This is a genomic window from Antricoccus suffuscus, from assembly GCF_003003235.1.
Lineage (GTDB): Bacteria > Actinomycetota > Actinomycetes > Mycobacteriales > Antricoccaceae > Antricoccus > Antricoccus suffuscus.
Window position 1 is genome coordinate 115,189 of sequence record NZ_PVUE01000006.1, and the last position, 19,509, is coordinate 134,697.

Annotated in this window: 16 protein-coding genes; 5 read left to right on the forward strand and 11 right to left on the reverse strand. The window is 65.1% G+C overall.

Annotation, left to right across the window (positions count from 1 at the left end):
- Window positions 1-23: 23 nt before the first annotated feature.
- From CLV47_RS09165 to CLV47_RS09190, 6 genes are all read right to left on the reverse strand, one after another.
- Window positions 24-1,409, reverse strand: coding sequence for an NAD(P)(+) transhydrogenase (Re/Si-specific) subunit beta (locus CLV47_RS09165; RefSeq protein WP_106348731.1), 1,386 nt, complete (start codon window positions 1,407-1,409; stop codon window positions 24-26).
- Window positions 1,402-1,710, reverse strand: coding sequence for an NAD(P) transhydrogenase subunit alpha part 2 (locus CLV47_RS09170; RefSeq protein WP_106348732.1), 309 nt, complete (start codon window positions 1,708-1,710; stop codon window positions 1,402-1,404). The genes CLV47_RS09165 and CLV47_RS09170 overlap by 8 nt, the downstream gene beginning before the upstream one ends.
- Window positions 1,707-2,834, reverse strand: coding sequence for an NAD(P) transhydrogenase subunit alpha (locus CLV47_RS09175; protein WP_106348838.1), 1,128 nt, complete (start codon window positions 2,832-2,834; stop codon window positions 1,707-1,709). Before CLV47_RS09175 ends, CLV47_RS09170 begins: the two co-directional genes overlap by 4 nt.
- Window positions 2,835-2,874: 40 nt before the next feature.
- A complete protein-coding gene (locus tag CLV47_RS09180; protein ID WP_106348733.1) occupies window positions 2,875-4,116 on the reverse strand; it encodes a M20 family metallo-hydrolase in 1,242 nt (413 codons plus the stop codon).
- The gene (locus CLV47_RS09185; RefSeq protein ID WP_106348734.1) at window positions 4,113-4,856 is read right to left on the reverse strand and encodes a dienelactone hydrolase family protein; all 744 of its coding nucleotides are present in this window, start codon (window positions 4,854-4,856) and stop codon (window positions 4,113-4,115) included. The genes CLV47_RS09180 and CLV47_RS09185 overlap by 4 nt, the downstream gene beginning before the upstream one ends.
- Before the next feature lie 74 nt (window positions 4,857-4,930).
- Window positions 4,931-5,764, reverse strand: coding sequence for a helix-turn-helix transcriptional regulator (locus CLV47_RS09190; protein WP_106348735.1), 834 nt, complete (start codon window positions 5,762-5,764; stop codon window positions 4,931-4,933).
- A gap of 77 nt (window positions 5,765-5,841) precedes the next feature.
- On the opposite strand from CLV47_RS09190, the gene ilvD reads away from it, so the two are divergent.
- Window positions 5,842-7,680 (forward strand): dihydroxy-acid dehydratase, encoded by a 1,839-nt coding sequence (gene ilvD, locus CLV47_RS09195; RefSeq protein WP_106348736.1) that lies wholly within the window; start codon window positions 5,842-5,844, stop codon window positions 7,678-7,680.
- Between the two features lie 66 nt (window positions 7,681-7,746).
- Here the strand turns inward: ilvD and CLV47_RS09200 are convergent, their stop codons facing one another.
- Window positions 7,747-9,234, reverse strand: coding sequence for a carboxylesterase/lipase family protein (locus CLV47_RS09200; RefSeq protein ID WP_106348737.1), 1,488 nt, complete (start codon window positions 9,232-9,234; stop codon window positions 7,747-7,749).
- A gap of 255 nt (window positions 9,235-9,489) precedes the next feature.
- On the opposite strand from CLV47_RS09200, the gene CLV47_RS09205 reads away from it, so the two are divergent.
- A complete protein-coding gene (locus tag CLV47_RS09205; protein ID WP_106348738.1) occupies window positions 9,490-10,743 on the forward strand; it encodes a S1C family serine protease in 1,254 nt (417 codons plus the stop codon).
- Window positions 10,744-10,809: 66 nt separating this feature from the next.
- Here CLV47_RS09205 and CLV47_RS09210 read toward each other — a convergent pair whose 3' ends face one another.
- Entirely contained in the window at window positions 10,810-11,418 is a 609-nt protein-coding gene (locus CLV47_RS09210) for a TMEM175 family protein (RefSeq protein WP_202862479.1), read from the reverse strand.
- 205 nt (window positions 11,419-11,623) lie between these two features.
- Here CLV47_RS09210 and CLV47_RS09215 point away from each other — a divergent pair, with 205 nt between their 5' ends.
- Window positions 11,624-12,088: a MarR family winged helix-turn-helix transcriptional regulator gene (locus CLV47_RS09215; protein WP_202862480.1), complete on the forward strand. Its 465-nt coding sequence runs from the start codon at window positions 11,624-11,626 to the stop codon at window positions 12,086-12,088.
- 7 nt (window positions 12,089-12,095) lie between these two features.
- Window positions 12,096-15,956, forward strand: a complete 3,861-nt coding sequence (locus CLV47_RS09220) for an ABC transporter ATP-binding protein (protein WP_106348740.1) — start codon at window positions 12,096-12,098, stop codon at window positions 15,954-15,956.
- Window positions 15,957-16,000: 44 nt separating this feature from the next.
- Here CLV47_RS09220 and CLV47_RS09225 read toward each other — a convergent pair whose 3' ends face one another.
- The 3 genes from CLV47_RS09225 to CLV47_RS09235 form a co-directional block, all read right to left on the reverse strand.
- Complete coding sequence (locus CLV47_RS09225; RefSeq protein ID WP_202862481.1) at window positions 16,001-16,741, reverse strand: SDR family NAD(P)-dependent oxidoreductase; 741 nt, start codon at window positions 16,739-16,741, stop codon at window positions 16,001-16,003.
- Window positions 16,742-16,836: 95 nt separating this feature from the next.
- Window positions 16,837-18,510 carry an efflux RND transporter periplasmic adaptor subunit gene (locus tag CLV47_RS09230; RefSeq protein WP_170111013.1) on the reverse strand — a complete coding sequence of 558 codons (1,674 nt, stop codon included), beginning with the start codon at window positions 18,508-18,510 and terminating at the stop codon, window positions 16,837-16,839.
- Between the two features lie 94 nt (window positions 18,511-18,604).
- The gene (locus CLV47_RS09235; protein ID WP_146135337.1) at window positions 18,605-19,162 is read right to left on the reverse strand and encodes a hypothetical protein; all 558 of its coding nucleotides are present in this window, start codon (window positions 19,160-19,162) and stop codon (window positions 18,605-18,607) included.
- Between CLV47_RS09235 and CLV47_RS09240 the strand changes: the two genes are divergently transcribed.
- Window positions 19,152-19,481 (forward strand): hypothetical protein, encoded by a 330-nt coding sequence (locus CLV47_RS09240; protein ID WP_146135338.1) that lies wholly within the window; start codon window positions 19,152-19,154, stop codon window positions 19,479-19,481. The two genes, CLV47_RS09235 and CLV47_RS09240, sit on opposite strands and share 11 nt — an antisense overlap.
- Window positions 19,482-19,509: the final 28 nt, after the last annotated feature.

Here is a 19,509-nt window from a genome sequence, read left to right on the forward strand (position 1 = left end):
CGCGATCAGCGGGAACCTACCGGCTAGAGCGCTTTCACGGCGTTCAGCAGTTTGCCCAGTGAGTCTTTCGCGTCCCCGAACAGCAGCGTGGTCTTTGGATCGAAGAGCAGTTCGTTCTCGATCCCGGCGAACCCGGGGCGCATCGACCGCTTCAGGAAGACGATCTGGTTAGCCTCGTCGGCGTTGAGGATCGGCATTCCGTAGATCGGCGCTCCCGGGGTGGTTTTCGCCGCCGGGTTGACCACGTCGTTGGCGCCGACGACAAGTACGACGTCGGTCTGCTTGAACTGACTGTTGATGTCGTCCATTTCCTTGAGCTGCTCGTAGGGCACCTGCGCCTCGGCAAGCAGCACGTTCATGTGCCCGGGCATCCGGCCGGCGACGGGATGGATCGCGTAGTCGACGGCCACGCCGCGTGCGGTCAGTACGTCGACGAGCTCACGCAGCGTGTGCTGTGCCTGCGCGACGGCGAGTCCATATCCCGGTACGACGATGACCTTGCTCGCGTACTCGAGTAGAATCGCGATGTCCTCGGGCCCAGCCGAGCGGACCGGACGATCCGAGACGGTGCCCGCCCCGAGCGTCGAGCCGCCTTTCAGCGCGCCGAACATGATGTTGACGACCGACCGGCCCATGGCGGCGGCCATCAGTTTGGTCAGGATCGTTCCGGAGGCGCCGACGAGTGTGCCGCCGACCAGCAGGACCGTGTTGCCGAGGACGTAACCACCTGCCGCGACGGTAAGGCCGGTGAACGCGTTGAGTAGTGAGATGACGATGGGTACGTCGGCACCGCCGACGGGAAGCACGAGGAGTACGCCGAGGGCGAGCCCGACGATCCCGAGTGCGATGCCGATCCAAACCATCGGGTCGGTGACGACGAAGACCGCGAGGGCGAGGGCGCCGATGATGGCCAGCCCGAACAACACCGGCAGACCGGGAAAGAGCACCGGCCGCGATGTCATCAGCTCTTGTAGCTTGGCGAAGGTGAGCATGCTGCCGGCGAATGACACTGTGCCGACGAGGATTGTGAACGCCGTCATCGCGAGGTCGAACTTCGGCTCACCACCGTGGCCGACTCGGTCCGACAGCTCCAGCAACGCGACGACCGCGGCAGCCAGACCGCCTACACCGTTGAACAGCGCCACCAACTGCGGCATCTGGGTCATCAGGACCTTGCGAGCGCCGATGACGCCGATGACAGTGCCGACCGCGATCGCGATCAGGATCGGTACCAGGTGGTTGATATCGGCCGCGAAGAAAACCGTGACAACCGCGACGATCGCGCCGACGGCGCCAAGTAGGTTGCCCGCTCGCGCGTGTTTCGGCGACGAGAGTCCTTTGAGGGCAAGGATGAAACAGACAGCGCAGGCGAGATAGATCAACTGGACCCAGGTCGGCGTACTACTCATGGGTCAGTTCCTTAGCCCGCGGCTTGCGGCGGGTGAACATCTGCAGCATCCGGTCGGTGACGACAAACCCGCCGACCATGTTGATAGATGCGAGTACGACGGCGATCAGGCCGAAGATCAACTGTCCGGTGTTATGTGCGAATCCGGTGACGAGGATGGCGCCGACCAGGATGATGCCGTGGATCGCGTTGGCGCCGGACATCAGCGGAGTGTGCAGAGTCGTGGATACTTTTGAGATCACCTCGATGCCGACGAAGATGCTCAGCACGAAGATCGTCAGCCAGACCATCGGTTCGCTCATTGCGACTCCCCCTCCAGCAGTGCACGAGTGGGCTCATGCCGTACGTCGCCGCCGTGGGTCACGCAGGATGTCGCGACGATCTCGTCCTCGAAGTCCGGCGCGAATGCGCCGTCCGCGGTCATCAGCGTGACGAGGTTGACAATGTTTTGCGCATATAGGCGGGATGCGGGACCGGGCATCTGAGCCGGCACGTTGGACCCGCCCCAGACCTGCGCATGCCCGATCTGGACGGTCTCACCGGGCCGCGACCCTTCAACGTTGCCGCCGGAGTCCGCCGCCAGGTCGACGACAACCGAGCCTGGCGCCATCTGCTCGACCATCTGCCTGGTCACCAGGCGCGGCGCCTCGCGACCGGGCACGGCGGCCGTCGTAATAAGTGCATCGGCGGCGGCCACGTACGGAGTGAGCAGCTCGCGCTGACGGGCGGCGCGGTCCTCGCTCATCTCGCGCGCGTAGCCGCCGGCGCCTTCGAGAGTCTCGAGTTCGAGGTCGATCGGGTGCGCGCCCATTGACGCGATCTCCTCCGCGGACGACGGACGTACGTCGTAGGCACGCACAACGGCGCCGAGTCGCTTGGCGGTCGCGATCGCCTGCAGGCCAGCCACTCCCGCGCCGAGTACGACAACCTCGGCCGGCGGCACCGTGCCTGCGGCGGTCATGTTGAGCGGGAAGAACCGCCGTAACGCCTCGACCGCGACAATGGCGCAGCGGTATCCGGCGACCAATGACTGCGACGTCAGCGCGTCGATCGACTGGGCGCGAGAAATCCGCGGGATGAGTTCCATGGCGAACGAGGTGACGTGACGTTCGCGTAGTAGCGAGATCAGCGGCAAGCACGACTGCGCCGGTAAGAAGGAAATTGTGGCGGCACCGGGCCTCAGACGGCGGATTACGGATTCATCGGGAGGCTGGACGGAAATGACAACATCCGCGTCGTCAACGGCGTCGGCGGAGACCACTGCCCCGGCGGCCGTGTAGAGGTCGTCTGACAGCAACGCGTTTTCCCCGGCGCCCGGCTCGATCCCGACCTCGTAACCGAGCGTGACGAACTTGCCCACGAGGTCGGGCACCATCGCCACCCTGGTCTCGCCGGGGTGGCTCTCCTTTAGCGCAACGATCCTCACAATCCGCAACCTATGCCACCCGCGAGGTTCCGGCCACTATTTACGACTTCAACGCGCCGTCCGCAAGCTTTTCCACCACCGCGGTGAGCATCGTCAGCCCGGCGACCAGGTCTTCGTCGTGCGTGAGTTCCTGTTCGTTGTGGCTGATCCCGTCGACGCTCGGCACAAACAACATCACCGTGGGCACGATGTCCTTCATGTTGGTCGAGTCGTGGCCGGCCAACGTCATCACCTCTTGGTGCCGCAGGCCAAGATCGGCGGCCACCGATGCTGCAAGCTGCACGCCTTCGGGTTGGTACGGCGTGACCGGCCAGCAATGCGCGCTGCCACGCTCGATTTGAACGTTGGCGCTCACTTGGATCTTCGCTATCCGCTCATGCAGCATACGGTCGGCCTCGGCGAGCACATCCTCGTCTGCCGAACGCAGATCGAGCAGCAGGTTGACTCGACTCGGTACGACGACCGGCGAGTTGGGGTAGACGGTCAGCTCGCCTACGGATGTGTGCAGCACACCGTCGTCGAAATGGTCCGCGATCTCGCGCGCCGCGACCACCAGCATCGAGGCCCCGAGCAGCGCGTCTTTGCGGTCGGCGATGACGGTCGAGCCGGTGTGGGCCTGCTCCCCGTGGACAAGGAACTCGTACTTGTTGGCCGCCCAGTTGGAGTGCACGAGGCCGATAGTGACCCCTTCCTTCTCCATGCCGCGACCCTGCTCGATGTGGATTTCGGCGTACGCCGCAATGTTTGGCGCGTCGTACTCGCCGCGGCACCCGATCGCGTCCAGCGCATCACGCACCGTCGTACCCCTGGGGTCGGTCGTGTCGAGAGCGGCTGTCAGATCGATCTTTCCGGTGAATACGCCGCTGCCCATCATCGACGGCTTGAACCTACTTCCCTCCTCGTTGAACCAGTTGACCACGCCTATGTTGTACGTCGGAGCAACGTGGGAATCGCGCCACTTCTCGGCCAGTCGCAGCACGGCGTACGCCGCGGCAATCACGCCGTAGGCGCCGTCGTACCGGCCCGCGGTGGGCTGCGAGTCGAGGTGCGATCCCACCAGCACGTACGGCGCTCCTGGTGTCAGCTCGAGAAGTCCGAACTCGTTACCGATCGGGTCATAGTTGACGGCAAATCCGCTGGCGCTCAACAGATCGGCGAGCCAACGACGTTGCTCACCGTCCGCGGCCGAACCCGCTTGCCGCTCCACGCCGCCGTGTCCGGTCGCCCCGATCTTGCCAACTTGGTGAAATGCGTCAAGAAACGCGCGGTCATCAGTGTTCATACGGACCTCAAATGTGTATCGAAGAACTCGTCAATTCGGTGCCACGCATCGGTCGCGGCCGACGGTTCGGGTCCCATTCCGGCGACTCGCAGCAGTGGTCGCAGCGGGCGCGGACCCGATGCGGCGTCGTTGAGGAAGGCGTGCCCGGCGTCCGGATACTCCTTGACGTCGTGTACGACGCCGGCCCGGGTCAGCGCCGCGTCCAACTTCGCGGCGGCACCCTTGAGGGTGAAGTCGCGTCCGCCGTAACTGCCGACGATCGGACACGCGCCGGAAAGCACAGCGTCGACATCCTTGGGGAGCTGACCGTAGTTTGCCGATGCAGCGTCGAAACCGGTGCCCGCCGTGAGCAGCGCGAACCCGCCGCCCAGACAGAATCCTATGACGCCGACTTTGCCGGTGCAGTCGGCCGAGTCCAGTAACCACGACCGGCCGGCCTCGATGTCCGCGAACGCGCGACCCTTGCCGCTCATCATTGCGCGCATCGTCGACACCAAGCACCGCCGTGCGCCGCCTGCGCTGTACAGATCGACGGCAAGTGTCAGGAACCCGGCTCGGGCCAGTCGGTCTGCCTGCCTTCGCATGACATCGTCAAGCCCGAAGACCTCGTGAATCATGACGACGCCGGGCCAAGGTCCAGCGCCACTTGGCGTCGCGAGATAACCACGTAGTGGGTTTGATCCCGAATTTGGTGCGGATTTCTCTGTCAGGTCCACATTAGTGTGCTGAATGTGAGGCATGACGGCTCCTCGAGCTCGGCGTTGCACAGATCTGCGCGCGGTCAGTTCATTAGACCAGTCGTCGCGCCACTGGCCTAGCCCACGAGCCGGCTCAGCCGCTCCCTGGTGTCAGCCTCAGCCGTGGGCGTGTAGACCACAAGATGCAGTTCGGGATGGTCCACCGGCGCCAGTCGATGCTCCTCGAGCAAGAGGTCGCCTACCTTCGGGTGGTGAAACAACCGCTCACGTGAGCTGAACCCCTGCACATCGCGGCTTGCCCAGCCGATTCGAAACGGCTCGCTTGCCTCCTGCAACCGGGCAATCAGCGTCGCAAACTCGGGGCTGCCGAGTCGCGGTCCCGCCTCGGCGCGAAACTCGGTCAGGAAACGACGGCTGTCCCGGTCCCAGTTGGGCAGCATCTCGCGAACATAGGGATCAGTGAAGACCAGCCACAGCAAGTTTCTGTCCTCATCGGGAACCGACGAGACGTGGGGATAGAGAGCGGCGTACGCCGGGTTCCACCCGACGATCGACCAGTCGGTCGTGATCGCAAACGCCGGATAGCCGACCAGTGCGTCGAGGAGTCGCTGCACTTCCGGTGGCGCGCCGATCACCATCGGCGCCTCGGTCGGCGCCGGCGCCGCAAACCCCGCGAGCGACAACACGTAGGAGTGCTCGGCGGGAGTCAGCCGCAAGGCGCCGGCCAGCGCGTCGAGGACCTGCCTAGACGGGTTGGTGTCTCTGCCCTGTTCGAGCCACGTGTACCACGTGACGCTCACGCCCGACAGGTAGGAGACTTCCTCCCGCCGTAGTCCGGTACGCCGGGACCGGGCCACCGGTGGGAGCCCGAATTCGTCACGATCGAGCTGTCCACGACGCGCGCGTAAGAAGTCGCCGAGCTCCTTGCGTCGTTGTTCACCACCGGTCATTCCGTTAATGCTAGTGCTGGCACTACTAGTGTTGACGGCGTCTTCCCCAATACCCACCGGTATCGCACGATGTAGTCATGCCACCCTTCAAATCTCGCACCGTCACCCATGGCCGCAACATGGCCGGCGCCCGCGCTCTCATGCGCGCATCCGGCGTCGCCCGCGAAGACTTCGGCAAGCCGATCATCGCGGTCGCCAACAGCTTCACCGAGTTCGTGCCTGGCCACACGCACCTGCAGCCGGTCGGTCGGGTGGTCTCCGAAGCCATCAAGGAGGCGGGCGGCATCCCGCGCGAGTTCAATACGATTGCCGTCGACGACGGGATCGCCATGGGCCATGGCGGCATGCTCTACTCCCTGCCGTCGCGTGACCTGATCGCCGACTCCGTTGAGTACATGGTCAACGCGCACTGTGCCGACGCGCTCGTGTGCATCTCCAACTGCGACAAGATCACGCCCGGCATGCTGATGGCCGCGCTGCGGCTCAACATCCCGACGGTCTTCGTCTCCGGCGGGCCGATGGAGGGCGGCAAGACGGTCCTCGTCGATGGCACGGTACGCACGCGTCTCAACCTGATCACCGCGATGTCGGACTCGGTCTCGGAGTCGGTCTCCGATGAGGACATGGGCCTGATCGAGGAAGCGGCCTGTCCCACATGCGGGTCGTGCTCGGGCATGTTTACAGCCAACTCGATGAACTGCCTGACCGAAGCGTTGGGCCTTGCGCTGCCGGGCAACGGTACGACGCTGGCCACCCACACCGCACGCAAGGAGCTTTACCAGGCGGCCGGCCGGACCGTTGTCGACATCACGCACCGCTACTACGACCAGGACGACGAGTCGATGCTGCCGCGCAACATCGCCACGATGGCGGCGTTCGAGAACGCGATGGCCATGGACATCGCGATGGGCGGCTCGACCAACACGATCTTGCATCTGCTTGCGGCCGCTATCGAGGGCGGTGTCGACTTCACGCTGCAGGACATCGAGTCGCTGTCGCGGCGGGTGCCGTGCATCTGCAAGGTGGCGCCGAGCGGTGACTACCTCGTCGAGGACGTCCATCGTGCCGGCGGAATCCCCGCCATACTTGGAGAGTTGTACCGGGCGAACATGCTGAACGCCGACGTCCACTCCGTGCACGCACCGTCGCTCGAGGAGTGGCTCAAGACGTGGGATGTGCGGTCCGGTTCGCCGGCACCCAACGCGGTCGAGCTCTTCCACGCGGCACCCGGCTGTGTGCGTTCCGCTGAGGCCTTCTCACAGTCCGAACGCTGGCACGAGCTCGACCTCGATGCTGAGACCGGCTGCGTGCGCGATCTCGACCACGCCTACTCCGCGGACGGCGGACTGGCCGTGCTGCGCGGCAACCTCGCACCCGATGGCTGCGTGGTGAAGACGGCCGGCGTCGACGACTCGATCTTGACCTTTACCGGGCCGGCCGTTGTCACCGAATCGCAGGAAGCAGCGACCGAGGCGATCTTGAGCAAGCGCGTCAAGGCGGGCGACGTCGTTATCGTCCGCTACGAAGGCCCGCGCGGCGGTCCGGGCATGCAAGAGATGCTCTACCCGACGACGTACCTCAAGGGGCTTGGGCTCGGCGCCTCCTGCGCGCTGATCACGGACGGCCGATTTTCTGGTGGCACGTCGGGATTGTCCATCGGCCACGTCTCACCTGAGGCCGCCGCCGGCGGGGATATCGCGCTCGTCGAGGACGGCGACCCTATCGTCATCGACATCCCCAACCGGTCCATCCGCATCGACGTAGCGGACGAGGTGTTGGCCGAACGGCGCGCACACCTCGAGGCGTCCGGCGGCTATGTCCCGAAGGATCGCGACCGAACCGTGTCGACCGCGCTGCGCGCGTATGCATCGATGGCGTTGTCCGCCGACAAGGGCGCTGTCCGCTACGTCCCGTAGCGGCGTCTTCGCTTAAGGTCATGCGGTTCGGCGGGGGTCTCTCCGAATCGCATGACCGCGCGACCGCTAGCGAATGCCGTCCCAGAACTGCCGCTCAGCCGAGTTGGGGTCGGACTCGACCCGCGGCTCATCACCGAAGATCTGCGTCGCGCGGGTCTGCACGTCGTACGCCGACCAGCCGGGGTCACCGTCGGTGATGAACTTGACCCACGCGTCGTGCATCGTGTTCGCCACCTCCTGCGGGGGTGTCGCGCCCAGCATCGGCTCCAGGCCGCCGGAGTCGAGAGTGTCGAACGCAAACGGGATCTCAACCGCGTGTGCCGAACCTAGCCGGCCGTCGTACGCCGGCGAACGCCAGTCAAACCGGTACATCCACGTCTTGTCACCGCCGCGTGCTTCGGCGACCCGGATGGCCGGGACCCGGAAGAACCAGTCAGTGACGACCGCGGCAAGGATGTCGCCCGGGCCGGCGCCGGCACGGTCCTTGCCGTACAGCGCGTACGCGTCCTTCGCCGGTGCGCCGTACGCCGAGATCCCCATCAGGGCTGCCTGTTCGTCGATCATCCCGATGACTCCGGGCGCGACCAGGAACAGCCGGGACTCCTCGAGGTTGGTACCGATCAGCACCGATACGTCGGCGCCCTGGCCACCTGCGATCGACTCGATCGGTGATGCCGGGAGTACCTCGCCATCGACGGTTGGCATGAACGGCAACAGGCTCAGCACGATCTCGCCCCACTTCGCCGGGTCCGGCGTGGTCTGAACCTCGTTGGTCAGCGCCGCTGCCGCTTCAAAGACCTGTCGGCGCGGTAGTGCCGCGATCGCCGCTCGCGTCGGCTCGACCCCGAGCAGTTCGGCCAGGTAACCGGTCACCTTGTCACCTGTCTGCGGCGACATCGTGTGGGCGGCCGCGCCGCTTTCGATGATGGCCGAGCGGAACAGCCCGTTGGCCCGCGGCATCGACAGCAGCGTCGTCACACTCATCGCGCCGGCCGATTCTCCACCTACGGTGACCTTGGCCGGATCTCCGCCGAACGCGGCGATGTTGTCGCGCACCCATTCGAGCGCGGCAACCTGGTCGAGAAGTCCGAGGTTGCTGGTTTCCCCTGGCGTGTAAAGGAACCCCTCGGCGCCGAGTCGGTAGTTGATCGTCACGCAGACGACCCCGTCCCGCGCGAACGACGTGCCGGCGTACTGCGCGATCGAACCGGACCCGTTCATGAACGACCCACCGTGGATCCAGACGTAGACCGGTAGTCCGCTCGCGGTCGGGTCAGGCGTCCACACATTGAGGTTGAGACACTCGTCGCCCTCGATCGTGACCTCAGGCAATAGTGCCTGGTACTGAGGCGGGTAGTCGCCTTTCGGCACGGTCGGACCATACTGGCTCGCATCGCGTACGCCGTCCCACGACACGGGCGGGGCCGGCGGCTTCATCCGCAGGTCATCGAACGGCGCCGCGGCGTACGGGATCCCGAGAAACGCCTGCATTCCACGATCGGTCGTTCCTTGGATGGCTCCCTGCTGCACGTGCACGATCGGCTGGTCGGCCATGGAGTACCCCCGTTCCCCGCGACGAGCGGGATTGACTCATTCGGGACCGGTGTGGCCCAGATTCTCAATCTACCGAGCGATCGCTACCGGGGACAGTGCCCGACCACGCGGCATCATCAGGTCGCCGCGCCGCGCGAATCGTCATTCTCAGGCAGTTCCGTGCTTGTTCTCAGCAAACCGCAAACTACACCGCGCCTACTCAAAGGAGAGTCATAGATCGCATCGCAGCAGCACACGAAGTCATCGGAGATAAAGATGGACGAAAACTGGCCGGACGCACTTGGCACGCACGCGCCGAGCCCGCAACCCGATCCGACGCCTCATCCCCGGCAACACCATCGGGCCGCGTGGTTGACCGGCGGTGCGCTGGCCGTCGCCGCGTCGATGTGCGTGGGAGTCGCGATCGGCGCCGGTGGATCGTCACAGCAGGCCGCGGCGTCGACATCGCTGGTCCGGCCGAACACGAGTAGCCAGGGCAGCTCGGCCGGCGACTTCAGTGTCGGCGGCAGTATCGCTGGCGGATATCGCAATGGGCAGCCCGGTGCCAATGCGGGCAATGGCACTGCCGGGAGCACGAACTCGGCTACCGCTGCTCAACAGATCGGCGTGGTCGACATCGTTTCGGCGCTGGGTTACCAGAGTGCCGAGGCGGCGGGCACCGGCATGATCCTCACGCGTAACGGTGAGGTGCTGACCAACAATCACGTCGTCGATGGCGCCACGAGCATCCAGGCGACGGTCGTGTCCACCGGCGCGACCTACACCGCCACGGTGGTCGGTACCGACCCGACGGGTGATATCGCGGTCCTGCAGTTGCAGGGCGCGTCGAACCTTCAGACGGCGCAAATGGACTCTGCCGCGGCGACCGTAGGGCAGAGCGTCACCGGTGTCGGAAATGCCGGCGGGGCAGGCGGCACGCCCAGCGCCGCCAGCGGGACGGTCACCGCGACGGACCAAACCATCACCGCCTCGGACAGCAATGGCGCTAACCCGGAAACTCTTAACGGCCTGATCGAGGACAACGCCGCTATCCAGGCCGGTGACTCGGGCGGCCCGCTGTATAACAGTTCCGATCGCATAGTTGGCATGGACACCGCAGCCGAGTCCGCGACGACAACAGCGACATCGACCTCACCGACGGCAACCAGTTACGCCATCCCGATTGGGACCGCACTTGCGGTCGCCAACCAGATCGAGTCGAATCAGGCTTCGGACACCGTCCACATCGGTTATCCGGCGTTTCTCGGCGTTGCGCTGCAACCGGGTAGCGCGGCTGGCTCTGGTAGCACGGTGGTGGACGTGGTGTCAGGTGCCCCCGCCGCGCAAGCCGGTGTTGTCGCGGGCGACGTAATCACCTCGCTGGGCGGTCGACCGGCCACGACCAGCAGCGGACTTCAGTCAAACCTGGATAGCTACCGACCCGGGCAACAGACCACCATTACCTGGACGGACACGGCCGGACAGTCACACACCGCGACGCTCACCCTTGCCCAGGGCCCGGCCGACTGAGCCGGCCGGCGGCCTCGTCCGGTCCATCGACGCGCCGAGACCGATAATGACCAACGCTAGCGCCGCTTACGGCCCGTCGTCGGGCGTTCGCTCGGCCGCCGCTAAGTAGCGCTCCACCCGCCGGTCCGGCACCAGCCAGATCAGCGCAACCAGTGTGTACAAACCCAGGCCTATCGCGGGATGCACAAACGTCAGCGCAAGGCCGGTGATGTAAATAAGGGGCGAGGTCCTGCCCTTCCAGTCCCCTCCGGTCGCTTGCGCCAGAGGACCGTCCTTGCCCTGTCGACGGATTAACGTCGAACTGAGTATGTAGTAGGCAATCCCGGCCAACAGAAGGTTGGCTCCGTAGACCAGGACCGGGATCTCGACGAAGCCGGTCTCGTCCAGCCATCGGGTGGTAAACGGAAACAGCGACAGCCAGAACAGCAGATGCAGGTTAGCCCAGAGGATCGCGCCGTTGACGCCATCCACCAACTGCATCATGTGGTGGTGGTTATTCCAGTAGATGCCGACGTACACAAAGCTGAGCAGGTAACTGAGGAATGTAGGGGCAACTTCGGCCAGGCCATGCCACGTTGCCGTGGCGGGTACTCGCAGTTCGAGCACCATGATCGTGATGATGATGGCCAGTACGCCGTCGCTGAACGCCTCGAGTCGGTTTTTGTTAATCGGCACGGCCCTTCTACAATGACGTCCCCGATTCGAGTCGGTCAGGTACGAGGTCACCACAAAACTACGGATCCGAAAACAGACTACGCAACGAATCCCACTCACATCCTCGGGATCACGTACGACCCGCTCAGTCTCGGCGGACTGGGCTAGAACGATTAACGGCCCATATAGTTCGACGAACGAACTAGTTTGGAGTTACCCTCGAAACGTGACCTCATCTCGCCGCGCTGCGGACCCCGACGCGCAGAGGCAGGCCGTACGGGCACTTGCCCGCATGTCCCGCGTGTTGGAGCGTTCATCCGCGGAGCTAAATCTCGCTCACTATCGGGTGCTGTCGGCGATCGCCTCGGGTGACCAGCGGGCCTCCCGGGTAGCTGCTCGACTCGCCCTTGGCCGACCAACTGTCAGCTCGGCGGTCGACGCTCTGTGCAAACGCGGGCTGATCGAACGCACTGGCGTCGAGGGCGACCAACGCGCCGCGTCGCTATCACTGACCCGCGACGGCGAGGCGATGCTCGAACGAGTCGAGGCCGAGATGGTCCGGCGGCTCGATCTGCTGTGTGCCCGCACGCCCGACGGCGCGCAAGTCATTCAGTCCCTGGCCTGGCTCGGGCCGGCGATCGACGCGGCAGTAGCCGAACGCCGGCCCGACAGTATCGCGACTGGCCGATGACGGGACGATGACGACCCGCACCGAGACGGCGCAGCGGACTCCAGCACAGGGCGCGTCCGAGCAATCTCCGAGCGGATGGATACGCCGCCTGGGCAGTTATGTCCTGCGCCATCGTCGTGATGTCACGATCGCGTTGTCGGCGGCGGTCCTGGGCAGTGGTTGTCAAACCGTCGTACCGCTCCTTGAGCGACAAATCGTCGACAACGTAATAGTCGCGCAGACCTCAAGCCTGTGGCCGTGGCTCGTGCTGCTCTTAGTCCTTGCCGCGGCGAGCTTCGGATTCGCCTACCTGCGACGCTATCGAGGTGGCCGCGTCGCGCTGTCCGTGCAGTACGACTTGCGCAACGATATGCAGGCACACCTGCAGCGGATGGACTTTGCGAACCTGGACCGGATGCCGACCGGGCAACTCGTCGCTCGAGCCAACTCCGACTCGGCGCTTGTCCAAGGCTTACTCAGCTTCTTGCCGATCATGGGCGGCAACCTGCTGCTGATGCTGCTGTCGCTGATCGTGATGCTGTTCCTCTCACCGCTGCTCGCCATCGTCAGCCTCGTCATCGCGCCCGCGCTACTCGTCGTGTCCTACCGAATGCGGCGGCGAATATTCCCCGCGACCTGGGACGCGCAGCAACGCGAGGGAGACGTAGTACAGATCGTCGACGAGGATGTCAACGGCGTACGCGTAGTCAAGGCATTCGGCCGCGAGGCGCGGGAGATCAAGCGGGTGGCCGATTCGGCGCACACCCTGTACGGCGCACAGCTGCGCGTCACCCGCCTGCAGGCGCGCTATCAGCCTCTACTGCAGACGATCCCGTCCATTGCACAAGTCGCGATCCTCGCCCTCGGCGGCTGGCTGGCGCTGCGGCACAATCTGACCCTCGGTACGTTTCTAGCGTTCTCGACGTACGTCGCACAGCTGATGGCACCTGCCCGCCAACTTGCTGGCCTTCTTACGGTCGGCCAGCAGGCCAGGGCCGGCATAGAACGCATCTTCCAACTGCTCGACCTGCGACCGTCGATCGTCGATCCCCCAGACGCAATTGACCTCCGCGACATCCAGGGCGCCGTCACGTTCTCCGACGTGCGGTTCGGGTACAACGCGGACACCGAGGTGTTGCGCGGGCTGAACTTACATATTGCGGCCGGTGAACGGGTGGCGATCGTCGGGCCCAGCGGCAGCGGCAAAACCTCCGCGACGTTGCTGATCTCGCGCTTCTACGATCCGGACTCAGGGTCGGTGGCGGTCGATGGGCACGACGTACGGACCGTGTCATTACATTCACTACGGTCCGAGATCGGTGTCGTGTTTGAAGACAGTTTCTTGTTTTCGGACACGATTCGATCCAACATCACTTATGGCAGACCGAGTGCGACCGATGAGCAGGTAGGGGCGGCGGCGCGGGCAGCAATGGCCGAAGAGTTCATCGCGGCCCTGCCCAAGGGATACGATACCGTCGTTGGCGAACGCGGACTGACCCTGTCAGGCGGCCAGCGCCAACGAATCGCGCTGGCCAGGGCCATCCTCTCCGATCCGCGGATCCTGATCCTCGACGACGCAACGAGCGCCGTCGACGCCAACACCGAAGAGGCGATCAACGCGGCATTGCGTAGCGTGATGGCCGGCCGCACGACGTTGCTGGTCGCTCACCGCCGATCGACACTCCATCTCGCGGACCGGATCGTCGTACTCGATCAGGGCCGCATTGTCGAACAAGGAAACCACGAACAACTGTTACACCGCAGCGCTTTCTACCGCACACTATTGACCGGTCTCGAGGATGACTCGGCCGAGCAGGTAGGCGACCGGATCGAGGCATTGAGCACGATCGCCACAGCTCGCCAGCGGACCGGCGCGGCGTGGGACGACACCGCGACGCAAGCAGTACGCCGATCCGTCAGGACTGCCAGCGGCCCGCCCAGCCTCGGTTCTGGGCTCGGTCGCGGCGGCGGCGGGAGCTGGAAGGCCAACCTCGCGCCAACACCGGAACTGCTCAAGCAAGTAGCCGCGCTGAACCCAATCCGAGATCGTGCGCAGATCGATCTCGACCAAGAAACCCGACACCAACCGGGCTTCACACTGCCCAAGTTGTTGGGCGAGTTTCGGCGGCCACTGCTCATCGCGCTCGTCCTTGTCGTGTTGGATGCAGTGGCGTCCCTCGCGGGACCGGTCTTGGTCAAGACAGGTATCGATGATGGCGTAATCGCGGGTGCCGGTGGCGTACTCGCTGCCGCCTCAGGTCTATTTCTCATCGTCACCCTCGTCGACCTGGTGATCCAAGTAGGCCAGACATTTGTCAGCGGACGTGTCGCGCAGCGAGTCATGCTGTCGCTGCGGATCCGGATCTGGGCCCAACTGCAACGATTGTCGTTGAACTACTACGAACGCGAGATGGCTGGCCGGATCATGACCCGGATGACCACGGACGTGGATCAGTTCGAGTCTCTGATCGAAAATGGTCTGCTAGCCGCATTGGTCTCGTTCGTGACCTTCGTTGGGGTCGGGGTCGCTCTTGTCCTGTTCAACGTGCAGCTCGGTCTCCTCACGCTGAGCGTCGTGCTACCACTGGCGATAGCGACCGTGCTCTTCCGGCGCCGCGCTTCCCGCTTATACGATCTGGCCCGGGAGCGGATCGCTGTCGTCAATGCCGACTTCCAAGAGAGCCTCTCGGGAGTCCGCGAGTCGCAGGCGTTTGTGCACGAATCTGTTGCGACCCACCGGTTCCGCAGGCTTGGTGCGAATTACCTCGACGCCCGGCTCGCCGCACAGCGCCTGGTCGCGACGTACTTCCCGTTCGTGCAATTTCTGTCTGCAGCGGCGGATGCGATCGTGCTCAGCCTTGGCGCCGTACTCATTCATGACGGCGACCTGACTGCGGGCGCGCTCATCGCGTTCATCCTTTACGTCGACCTGTTCTTCTCCCCCATCCAACAGCTGTCCCAAGTCTTCGACTCATGGCAGCAGACTCGGATCTCAATCGGCCGAATCGCGGAGCTGATGAGGCTGAGCACCGGTACGCCACCAGCTAATGACGCGGCCGATCCCGGTCGGCTCACCGGCGCGATCACACTTGACGACCTGCACTTTTCCTATTCGGTGATGTCCGAACCCCACGACGACGAGCAACGCGGTCCCGCCGACAGCCTTCACCCGACGCCGTCCCGAAGCACGGCGAAACCCCCGGAAGCGATCCGCGGCCTGGATCTATCGATCGCGGCAGGTGAGACCGTCGCACTGGTCGGTGAAACCGGTGCGGGGAAGACGACCGTGATCAAGATGCTGGCCCGGTTCTACGATCCGGACCAGGGCGGCGTACTGGTCGACGGTCATGACTTGCGGTCGTTGGACCTGACGACGTACCGCCGACAGCTTGGTTATGTGCCCCAGGAAGCGTTCCTATTTACCGGGACGGTTCGCGACAATATCGCCTACGGGCGACCCGAAGCGTCGGATGTCGACGTGGAGGCGGCGGCGCGGGCGGTAGGTGCGCATGAGTTCATCGCACAAATGCCTGGCGGATACCTTCATGAGATCTCCGAGCGCGGGCGGTCGTTGTCCGGAGGGCAGCGGCAACTGATAGCGCTCGCTCGTGCCGAGCTGGTCGATCCGGTGATCCTGCTGCTGGACGAGGCAACCTCCAACCTCGATCTTGCGACCGAGGCCCGGGTTGCCGCGGCGATGCAGCGGTTGTCGCATAATCGCACGACGATCGTGATCGCGCACCGGCTTCAGACGGCGCGATCGGCGGACCGCATCGTCGTACTCGACCACGGAAGGATCGCGGAGGTCGGCAGCCACGACGAACTACTCGCCGGCGAGGGCCGGTACGCCGCAATGTGGCAGGCATTTGCCTCACTCGGTTCCGGCTAGAACTGCGCCGTACCGGTGACGAGCGTTAGGGAAATCGACGCAGGTCAGCGTACGACGACGGACCCGCCGTCCACCGACAGCACCTGCCCGGTCATGTAGCTCGTGTCCTCCGAGGCGAGGAACACGAACGTCGGCGCGATCTCCTCCGGTTCGGCCCATCGTTTGATCATCATGCGTTCGAGGTAGGTCTCCACGAAGCGTTCGTCGGTGCGGATCTTCTCGGTCATCGGGGTCGCCGCGGCGGGCGCGATCGCGTTGACGATGATGCCGAAGCCGGCGAGCTCGCGGGCGGCCGAACGGGTCAGCGCGAGGATCCCGCCCTTGGCCGAGGCGTAGTTGGCTTGGCCGATCGTGCCGTTGATTCCGGCGCTCGAGGTGACGTTGATGATCCGGCCCCAACCGGCCTCGCGCATCTGCGGAATGACCGTCTGAGTGCACAGCCACGTGCCCTTGAGGTGCACGTTGATGACCGAGTCCCACTGCTCGTCGGTCATCTTCCACAGCATGGCCGGTCGCGTGATCCCGGCATTGTTGACCAGCACGCCGATCGGCCCAAGGTCGAGCTGCACGTCGTGCGCGAGTGACTCCACGTCCGCGCGCTGGCTGACGTCGCAGACGTAGCCGCGGAAGCCCTCACCGAGTTCTGCCGCTATGTCTACGATCTCCGGCCGTTTGTCGACCATTGCGACCTTCGCGCCTTCTGCGACGTACGCCTTCGCTACGGCGAGGCCGATTCCCTGACCGGCGCCTGTGACGACGGCGACCCTACCTTCAAGCTTGCCCACTGGTCTTCCTCTCGCTACTGATCGGTTGTCTGCACCCGACAGTAGTTCCATGCGATGGCGCGTTCCGCTGCGCCGGGTCCCCAATCGGGTCGGGGCTACCCGCCGCCGAATGCTCGGCCGTGCCCGCCTAACCCGCGGGTGGTCGTGCTGGTAGTCGTTGGCAGTGTCTCGTCCAGGTTGGCAAGGACGACGACCGCGGTCGACTTGAGCCCGGAGACGATCTGGGTCCGGTTCGGTCCTACCAGGCCGACGACGACCGGCACCGTGGTGGTTTTTCCGCCGTTGTCGACCGTCACGGTGTGCAGGGCCGCGAAGTTGTGCACCGCCGAGGTCGGCACCGTCAGCACGTGTTTGACGCTGCCGAGGACGATCGTGTCCTGGACCGACCCGCCGGCGTACAGGTGTGGCGCGTCGCCCGAGATCGCGATCGTAACTGGATAGCTGGCCGGTGACGAGGTCGACAGCATCCCGATCGCCGCCACGCTGCCGGCGATCGGCGACGACTGCCCATCCGGAAGCACCTGCACCGAGTCGCCTACCTTGATCCGGCCGACCGTGGTGTCGTTGACATGAGCGGTGACCTCGTCTGCGCCGCTGCCGACAACGACGAACTGCGGGTCTGCCGCCGTGCTCGCCTGGACCGATTGCCCGACGGTCACCGAGACCGTGGCTACGGTGCCCGCGATCGGGCTGACCACCGATGCCTGGTCGACGTTTTGCTGCGCCTGCGTCAGCTCTGCGTTGGCGAGGTCGATCTGCGCCTGGTCCGCGGCCAACTGTTGCGGGGTTGCCGGTCGTACGGCGCTTCCGCTCCTTCCTGAGCTGCCCGAATTGCCCGAGTCTCCCGAACCTCCGTTCGCCGTACCGGAGCCACCCGTGCCTGAGCCCTTGGACGTCGACGCGCCGGACCCGGCGCCGCTGGAGCGTTTGGAGTTCGCCGATGCGGACGGTCCGCTCGCGGTCGGACCGGCCGGGCGTGACGCAGGCGCCGGGGCGGTCGTCGCGGGAGGTGCCTTGCTCGGCGGTGAGGTCGTGACCGGCGCGGGGGTCGTCGTAGGCGCGGACTGCTCGGACGCGATCAGCGTGCTCAACGCGCCGGCAAGGCCCGACTCGTCGGTCCCGACGGCCGCTTGGTCGGCGTTCAGCGCTGTCTGGTCGGCTTGCACCGCCTGAACCGCCGTGGTGCAGGCCTGGCTCTGGGCCGGCGTACCGGTTGGCGATGCGGTCACGAATGCCTGACAAGCCGTTTCTTCGGCGGCCAGGTCGGTCTTTGTCTGTATAAGAGCGGCGTCGGCCGCATGCTGCGCGTCCACGAGAGCGGCTTGCTGCGTAATGATTGCCTGAAGCTGGCTGCTAGCGGAGGTCCCAGAATCGTCGACCTGCTCGACCTGCAAAGTGCCGTTCTTGATGTATATGGCCGGTGCGGCGCCCGTGCCGAGTTCCCCAGACTGATCCGCCGCGAGTTTCGCCTGCGCTGCGGCGACGGCTGCCTGTGCCGCGGTCAGCGCGTTCTGCAGGTTCGCCGCGTCCAACGACGCTAGTGTCTCGCCGGCAGAGACCTGCTGGCCGACCGCTACCGCGATGCTCGAGACCTGCCCGGACGTGACAAATCCGATGTTCGCCGTGTTGACCTGTTCGATGGTCCCGCTCGCCGTGACGACAGCCTGCACATCATCCTTGGTCGCGCTTGCGACCCGGTACGACGGTTGCGGCGTACGGGTTGTGTACGCGAGAACGCCGCCGATCACCACCACGGCCGCGACTGCCACCCCGGCTCCCCGGATCAGCAGTCGCCGTCGGCCGCCGGACATTCTGTGTCGGGTTGTCTTGCGTGAGCCCAGACTCACCAACCTCGACATGAGGTCAGCCATTGCCGCCGGCCCCAGGGGATCCGAACCGGCCGCGACCGCTCGCCGTACTGCAGCCGGATGCTCCGGCGCTCGACACGCGAAGGAGGTTGGCGGCCACAGTGCCTGTGTCGTCGGCCGTCCCGGTGGCGATCAGGCATTTCCCGACCACCAAAGCGGACGCGTCCGCGGACACAGTATCGGTGTACGTCGTACTGCCCGTCGTCGTGACCAAAACGTTGCTGGTCGTGGGCGACGCCGCCCTACTCGACGGTGCAGTGCTCTTGCTGGACGATGCGGTCGCGGCGCTGGACTTACGTTGGACGGCCTTGACCGTGAACCCTTGACCGTTGATCGCGGTGACCTCGCCGATGGTCGGTCGCACGAATTTGTGCGAGGTGCTGGCTTTGGAGTCGGCCGCAGATTTGTGCGCCGTACCAGTCGATCCTTCGCCGTTCGCCGGTCGCTGTCCGTTCGCCGACCTCTGGCCACGCTGCCCACCGAAGCCGCCTTGACCGGTGCACCCGTTCGCAGTCGCCGCGCTGACCGCCACCGTGGCGGCGGTGACCGGCACACCCGACTTCGCCGTCGAGGACGATGTGACGATTACGCAGCTGCCGACCACGACATCGGCCAAGGTGCCGGAGGCCTCGGAGAGGACTGGCGTGTCCGCGGTATACGTCACGGTTGTCTGGCCGTTCTGCGGGTCCTGCACCTCGAGCGACCCGGTCGTCACACTCGCGATGGTCCCAGAGACTCCCGGGTTAAACGGCGTCTGGCCCGACCCGCCGGCGCGGGTGCTCGGCGGGCTTGCCGCCGACGAGCTACCACCACATGCGGTCGCGCCCAGCAGCATCACTCCGCAGACTGCCACTATCGGGATCAAGCTATGAGCGGAACGCAGACCTCTGACCATCAGTT

Coding starts and splice junctions, on each gene's coding strand:
- CLV47_RS09200 (WP_106348737.1), bottom strand. CDS start 9,234: ATGGCCGACCAGCCGATCGTGCACGTGCAGCAGGGAGCCATCCAAGGA.
- CLV47_RS09180 (WP_106348733.1), bottom strand. CDS start 4,116: ATGAACACTGATGACCGCGCGTTTCTTGACGCATTTCACCAAGTTGGC.
- CLV47_RS09220 (WP_106348740.1), top strand. CDS start 12,096: ATGACGACCCGCACCGAGACGGCGCAGCGGACTCCAGCACAGGGCGCG.
- CLV47_RS09205 (WP_106348738.1), top strand. CDS start 9,490: ATGGACGAAAACTGGCCGGACGCACTTGGCACGCACGCGCCGAGCCCG.
- CLV47_RS09165 (WP_106348731.1), bottom strand. CDS start 1,409: ATGAGTAGTACGCCGACCTGGGTCCAGTTGATCTATCTCGCCTGCGCT.
- ilvD (WP_106348736.1), top strand. CDS start 5,842: ATGCCACCCTTCAAATCTCGCACCGTCACCCATGGCCGCAACATGGCC.
- CLV47_RS09185 (WP_106348734.1), bottom strand. CDS start 4,856: ATGCCTCACATTCAGCACACTAATGTGGACCTGACAGAGAAATCCGCA.
- CLV47_RS09170 (WP_106348732.1), bottom strand. CDS start 1,710: ATGAGCGAACCGATGGTCTGGCTGACGATCTTCGTGCTGAGCATCTTC.
- CLV47_RS09190 (WP_106348735.1), bottom strand. CDS start 5,764: ATGACCGGTGGTGAACAACGACGCAAGGAGCTCGGCGACTTCTTACGC.